Source organism: Pontibacter sp. BAB1700 (assembly GCF_000277005.1).
GTDB lineage: Bacteria > Bacteroidota > Bacteroidia > Cytophagales > Hymenobacteraceae > Pontibacter > Pontibacter lucknowensis.
Map to the genome: position 1 here is coordinate 1 of NZ_AKIS01000017.1, position 6,789 is coordinate 6,789.

Here is a 6,789-nt window from a genome sequence, read left to right on the forward strand (position 1 = left end):
AGAAGGGTGATTGGCAATCTGGCGGAGCTTCATCAGACCCTGCAAGAGCATAAATTGTGTATTGCCCGGCCCGTTTTCCTCCAGGCTCGTCAGGATCTTATTGCGGTAATACGACTTTGTTTCTTCGTAGGCATGCTCCTGCTCCTCCGTCATTTTACAGAAAGTGGTGTGCTCAATCTTCGGCGGCAGCTCACGAGCCACCTGCGATTTGTGTCTGCGCAGGATAAAAGGCTTGATCAAGGCATGCAGTCGGCGCGTCTTGTGCTCGTCCTTCTCCTTTTCGATCGGCTTTAGAAACTCGTTTCGGAAGAAGTGCTGATTGCCCAGCAGGCCCGGATTGATGAACGACATCTGCGACCACAGGTCCATTGTGCTGTTCTCGACTGGTGTACCCGTCAAAATCAGGCGGTGACGCGACTTGAGCGAACGAACTGCTTTTGAAGTGTTGGAGTCAGGGTTTTTGATAGCCTGCGACTCGTCCAGTATGATGTAGTCGAAGTAGTAGGTCTTGAGCAGCTCCGTGTCGAGGCGTACTATGCCGTAGGAGGTCAGCACCAGGTCATAGTCCTTGAACTGCTCCACGTTCTTGTCGCGGTAAGTGCCGGTGTAGGTGAGGATGCGCAGCTCCGGAGTAAACTTCTGGGCCTCATTCATCCAGTTATAGATGAGCGATGTAGGCATGACCAATAGCGAAGCCGACTCAGCCCCGTTCTCTTTGCGGTGCTGCAGCATGGCCAATGTCTGCACGGTCTTGCCCAAACCCATGTCATCGGCCAAACAGCCGCCAAACTTGTAGTCCTTTACAAAGTGCAGCCAGTTGTAGCCTGCTTTCTGGTATGGACGCAGCTCGCCCTGGAAGCCAGCTGGCAAAGGCTTGTCTTCTATTTCGTCAAACTCGCGCAGTTTCTCCAGCTTGCGCGTCATCGTCACCTGCGCCAGGTTGCCGTTCTGCAGGTCGTTCACCAGCGCCATGTGGTGCTTACGCAGCGTAAGCTGGTGCTCGCCCTCCGAGAAGGCAAACAGTTCGATGTACTGCGTGAACCACTCTTCAGGTATAATAGCCACCTGCCCGTTCGGTAACAGGTACTCATTATTGCGGGTCAGAATGTGGTTTTTGAGCTTGATAAAAGGAATCTCAAACTCGCCGAAACGAACCGTGCCGTAGATATCGAACCAGTCGTTGTTTTCGGTTATACCTACATTAACGGAGATCTCACCAATGAAATAGTTCTTACCGCTTTTCTCAGACTGCTCTACAGTAAAGCCCAGTTCTTCGAGCGCCTGCAGATTGTTGTTGAGCCAAGAGAAAGCAGCGCCTTTATCCAGCACAGCCTGTCCGTTCTTCACTTCCAGTTCGCGCTTGGCAAGCTCTTTCACGTACTGCTTTTCGTGCACTGCATCACGTATCAGCTTATGGAAAATGTAGGAGTCTTCCGTCTTTTCCATACTCACACTGATGCGCTTGGCATCCTGAGCCTCTACCATGTGGTCGCCATACCTGAACGACAGGTTAAACAGTATCTTGTCGGCCACGGCAGCCTTGTCCGCTTTGCTCGCTTCACTGCCTCCATTGCTCAGCAGCGCAGACACCTCTGCCGACTTGATCTCAGAGAAGTTAAGGTGGGGCTTTGGCCGAAACTCCTGCGGTTTGATCTCAAAGCCGTTTGGCTTCACGTCAAAGGATTCTACCAGGGAGGTGACAAACTTGCGGTAGTAGTTTTCCTCTACCGATCGCGGAATCAGAATAAACTTCTTATTCAGGAAGGGCTGCAGCTTTTTGCCATCAATACCATTCTCAAAACTATACACCACACCATCCAGCATCAGCCAGGCAGGCTCATAGCAGATCAGGCAGCATTGCGGTACTGGAAGTTCAGCTTCTCGCCTTTGTATTTGATTGTAGGATAGTAGTGGGTGTTGTCTTCGTTACGGTGTAGGTGAAAACGCACGGTTGCCTTATCAGCCGCCACCTGAATCTCTTTCCAGGCGGGGTCACCGTCCTTGCCCATTATGAACGTGCGCCGGTCCTCGAGCATTTCCAGAATTTTGCCCATGCGCACTTGTATGTAGTGGCTGATCGCCTCCTGCAGATTTTTATCGCCCTTTTCTGGGTCGTATACCTTCAGGAAGAAATCAGCAGGGGATAGCTTCTTAGGAGAAAATTTCTTCAGTACGGCATCCTGCTGGATCTGATCGATCAGAGTAATTAATTTGAAGTCTTTGCCGTCGAGACGGGAAGCGAATTCGTCGGCGTTTTTGGCAGAAATATTCTGGTGCTGTAAAGTCAGCTGCCCCTTGGTATTGATCTGCACCACAAAAGATTCGAACAGGTATCCCAGGTATTCGTGTTCAAACAACGAATAGATTACCTGAAACGGCTGTGTGGTGTATACTTTCATACAGGTACAATTTTAGGACTTCAAATTTACTCCCAAAACTCCTGATTTCCTATCTTACACTCTTGAAATTACCGACGCGAATCAAACTATTTTTATATTTCTAGCATACAATTACACGTTACAACACATTAAAGACTTTTAATCTCAATATATAGAGCATATCATATGTTCCATAGCACCTTAAAGCCCCACGTCAAATATAAGCTCGCTTCTGATCACTTCTGATTTATCTTCTCTCACCAGGCTTATCGCATCACTTTGAGCCAGGAAAACATTTTCCTCTGTCCACTCCCAGGTAGCATTCATCGGCAAGTTCACTCCGCTTGCACTGAACCATACTTTGATCGTATAGCCTTGTGTGGTCAGGTATATCTCGTCGAAAGCTTGCTGGCTTGAAGCGGTAAAAGGTATGCGGGGACAGGAAGCCAATTGTATCAGCACTTCCTGATCGTTCTGGAACCAGTGCTGCAGAAAGTCCAGGTGCTCGATGGAGCACTGGTAGCCCAACTTCAACGCAGAAAGGGTCTTACATTTCAGGTTGCTGAATTCCGGGTTCGCTTTGCCGTCCCAGTCACACTCACTGCCGATAAAGGTGGTAACATAGCCCAGCGCTGCCCGCTCGGCATCAGTCAGCTCCTCGGCCAGCTTCTGATCAATAGTGATGGTGCTAATAGAGTCATGCAGGCTGGCATCGTACGTCTGCTCACGCCACAAAAAAGGGACTTTGCTTCGGGTTACGGCATGGGCCCCTGTTTCGGTCAGCGCTATACCTGCTGCAGCTCCCTCTGTCGAAGTATCGGTTTCGGTTGAAGAACAGCCAAACAGGAGGGCTAAAGAAAACGGCAGAAGAGCTCTCAAGGCAAGTAGCATAAAGCGTGAAGAAGGGCGGAGGCTATACCTTACAGATTGTCCCGCACAGACATGGCTGCAGCTTTGCGAGCCGGACGTATAGACACCAGCATGGTGATGATTACGATGGCGGCACCTGTCAGCACAAAGTCCATCAACTTAAGCTTAACAGGGTAGGAGTCAACCACCGAAGTGGCCATGCCCATCGAAACAATGCCGAAAGTCTGCTGCAGGTTGGCAATCAGCATCCCCAACGACAGGCCATAGGACGCCCCGATAAAAGCCACCAAAGCGCCTTCAATCAAAAATATGTTGCGTATCTGCTCCTTTGTGGCGCCCATGGAAGCAAGCACAGCGATATCCTTCTTCTTATCAATGACAAGCATGGAGAGGGAGAAGAAGATGTTGAGTGAGGCTATAAGCAGAATAAAGGCAAAGGTGATGAACACGAAAAGCTTCTCGACCTTTACCGCTCGCAACAGACTGGTGTGCTGCTCGTCGCTGTTCTGGACCAAAAAGCTTTCGCCCAGTACTTTTTGCAAAGAGCGCTTCACTGTTTCAATGCGGTAACCATCCTCTACCTTGATCTCAATGGCGGTACGCCGCCGGCCGTATTCCATGAGCTCCTCCGCAAACTGGATAGGCACAAACACATAGGCGTCGTCGTACTGCCGCTCGATGGCAAACACGCCGCCCGGGGTTATTTGTAGTGATTTGAAGGCTCCTTCAGGATTGAGTGGGTTAAATTTGGTATTGCGCGGATAGAGGAACTGCATGTACGTAAACTGACTGCTCGTCCTGATAGAGAGCTGGTACTGAACGCCCCGGCCTACCAGAGCGTAGTAGTTGTCGTTAGCATACAGGTTGTAGTCACCCTCCACCACGGAAGAGCCTATGCGGTTCTGCTCAAAGAAGTTTTCACTTACACCCTTGACCTTCACCACCATTTGGCGGTCATTGTAGCGCAGCAGCGCATTGTCCTCTATCACCTCAGTCACCAGCGCTACACCAGGGGTACGGCGTATGCGGTTCATGAACTCGGTATCCGTCTCGAATGACTTGCCCTCTGCCGCCGATATCTTCAGGTTAGGGTCGAAGCTGGTGTAAATCGTACGAATAAGGTCTTCGAGGCCATTGAACACCGACAGCACAATGATAAGCGCCGCCGTACCCACTGCCACCCCGATCATGGCAATGTTAGAGATAATGCTGATGATGTTCCTCTTCTTCTTAGAGAAAAAATAACGCTTCGCTATGAGATAAGGGACGTTCATTTAGCAGGTATGAGTGCTTAGGCTAAAGGTTGATTGTTGATTGTTGATTGTTGATTGTTGATTGTTCTTGCAAAATAATTTTATTGGCTTTCAGCTCTTTGCTAATTGTCCAAGCTTTAGAATATGCTAATGCCGGCTATACCTTGCTGATGAGAAATCAGGTCTTGATCCCCTCCTGCCTTTCCAGCAATTTAATCATTTTGCTGGATCAACAATTTAACAATCAACAATTAGCAATTTAACCATTTAATTTATTTCCAAGCTTTCACGATCAGGCCTGTGCCTGAGGCGTGCTTGCCGTTTACATCAAACCAGTTCAGCACGAGGCTTATCGGGAAGGTAATCAGGTAGTAAAATGGCAGCAGGATAAAAAAGGCTTTAGAAGTATTAAGCATCAGGAGCGGGTACTTCATCGATAGTCGCCACGAGATCTGCCCTGGCTTGCCATAGGAGTAGCGCGCTTCTACTTTGCTGAAGCCTGCTGAAAAGAGCTTATCCTGAATTTCCCGAATGTTATAGCCATCGCGCACGTGCTCCTCTATAAACGACGTTCCATCATCGCCATGTACATCCGAGCCACCCTGGTCAGACGGAGTGGAGATAACCAGCATACCGCCTGGCACAAGTGACGCCTGAAAGTTGCGAAATACTTCCACATCCTCCAGAATATGCTCCATTACGTCTACTGAAAGAATCAGGTCATAGGTGTTCTCTTCGCGGTATTTTACCAGATCGCCTATACGGAACAGCACGTTCTGCCGCCCTATCGCCCTGAAAAAGCGGTTGCTGTCTGATATCTGCTCCTCTTTTACGTCGACGGCCAGTATACTCCATTTGCTGCTTTGGCTTGAGAGCCAGTAAGTATACTGCCCGAAGCCAGAGCCTGCATCCAGTATGTGTTGCTCTTCGGTTTTACGGTTTGCGGCCCACTCACGCAATTCCTTGTGTACGTGCCAGGCACGCAGCAGGAGCAGGTCCAGCATGTTATAAAATATGCGGCGCAGGAATGGGGTCTTGTTGAACACATCGCCCAGCACGCGCTTAATCGGATCGTACTGCATAAGGGTGTTGCTGATTCTTAGCGGGTATAGGTATCGTCCTCCTCGTCTTCCTCGGGAGCAGGTGGTATGTCCAGGCCGGAAAACAGCTTGTCGATCTTAGCGGCATACTCAGCAGTATCGTCCAGGAAGAACACGAGCTCAGGTATAACACGCACTTGTTTCTTGATGCGTTGGGCTAGCAGATGACGAATGGTTTTGGTATTGACCCGCAGTTCCTGCAGGAGCATTTCATTGCCGTCTTTGGCGTTCATCACGCTCAGGTATACACGCGCCAGACCAAGGTCAGGCGACATACGCACAACGCTTACCGATATATAGGCTCCGCCGAACAAGTGTGGCACTTCCCGTTGGAATATCTCTGCCAACTCCCTCTGAATAAGGCGCGAAAACTTCTGTTGTCTTTTACTTTCCATATTGAAGATGCAAATATCATATTAATTTCGCATTTTTACCCCAATTGTGCCGTACTCATTTCGGCTCAGGCTGGTGTATAGTTCTTTCTAACTCCGTCTTCCTTTGATTAGTTACTTCCGAAGCATACTGCCTTCCCGCTTATTTTTGCTGGTCTTACTGTTCCTGGCTATCCGGTTGCCTCTCATCTTTTTGGGTATACCTGCTACTGCATCCGAGCTGCTGTACATGCTGGTAGGCGAACGCATGGGGGATGGCTTTGCCATGTACCGCGATATCTACGACACCACAGCACCGCTTTCTGCCTTTGTGTATTGGACCATCGATGTGATAGCAGGGCGCTCCTACCTGAGTTACAGACTCACGGCGACATTCCTGCTCCTCTTTCAGGCGGTTATGCTTAACCTGACACTCAACCGGCACCAGGTATACGCAGGCAAAGGCTACATACCTGCTTTGCTATACCTGCTTATGGGTAGCCTTACCTTTGAGTTTGACATGCTAACGCCACTGCTCATCGGCAATACCTTTGTCATTCTGTCGCTCCCTTATATTATTACCATCTCGAGAGAGGGCTTTGAAAACAACCGCCTGTTTGTAGGAGGATTTATGGTGGGTCTTGCAGCGCTGAGTTATTTGCCTTTAGCGCTTTTTCTGCTGGTGGCGGCCTTTGGAGTTGTACTTTTTGCTTCCAACACCTTCCGCAGCTTTCTGTTAATGCTTTGTGGCTTTGCCTTTCCTTATGCCGTGCTGGTGACCTATTACCTTTACACCAATACTGCGTCTTATTTTGCA

Annotated in this window: 6 protein-coding genes and 1 pseudogene; 1 reads left to right on the forward strand and 6 read right to left on the reverse strand. The window is 49.3% G+C overall.

Annotation, left to right across the window (positions count from 1 at the left end):
• The 6 genes from O71_RS02660 to rbfA all read right to left on the reverse strand — a co-directional run.
• Positions 1 to 1,824: DEAD/DEAH box helicase (locus O71_RS02660; RefSeq protein WP_237717674.1), on the reverse strand; the 1,824-nt coding region annotated here is incomplete at its 3' end.
• 23 nt (positions 1,825 to 1,847) lie between these two features.
• Positions 1,848 to 2,399, reverse strand: coding sequence for a hypothetical protein (locus O71_RS24990; protein WP_051017676.1), 552 nt, complete (start codon positions 2,397 to 2,399; stop codon positions 1,848 to 1,850).
• A 180-nt stretch (positions 2,400 to 2,579) separates the two neighbouring features.
• A complete protein-coding gene (locus tag O71_RS02665) occupies positions 2,580 to 3,257 on the reverse strand; it encodes a hypothetical protein (RefSeq protein WP_155800446.1) in 678 nt (225 codons plus the stop codon).
• A 41-nt stretch (positions 3,258 to 3,298) separates the two neighbouring features.
• Positions 3,299 to 4,522, reverse strand: a complete 1,224-nt coding sequence (locus O71_RS02670; protein ID WP_007652958.1) for an FtsX-like permease family protein — start codon at positions 4,520 to 4,522, stop codon at positions 3,299 to 3,301.
• 251 nt (positions 4,523 to 4,773) lie between these two features.
• On the reverse strand, positions 4,774 to 5,583 hold the full coding sequence (locus tag O71_RS02675; RefSeq protein ID WP_007652961.1) for a bifunctional 2-polyprenyl-6-hydroxyphenol methylase/3-demethylubiquinol 3-O-methyltransferase UbiG: 810 nt from the start codon (positions 5,581 to 5,583) through the stop codon (positions 4,774 to 4,776).
• Between the two features lie 17 nt (positions 5,584 to 5,600).
• Complete coding sequence (gene rbfA, locus O71_RS02680; RefSeq protein WP_007652963.1) at positions 5,601 to 5,996, reverse strand: 30S ribosome-binding factor RbfA; 396 nt, start codon at positions 5,994 to 5,996, stop codon at positions 5,601 to 5,603.
• Between the two features lie 145 nt (positions 5,997 to 6,141).
• Here rbfA and O71_RS02685 point away from each other — a divergent pair.
• A pseudogene (locus tag O71_RS02685) lies at positions 6,142 to 6,789 on the forward strand (hypothetical protein); the annotation flags it as partial.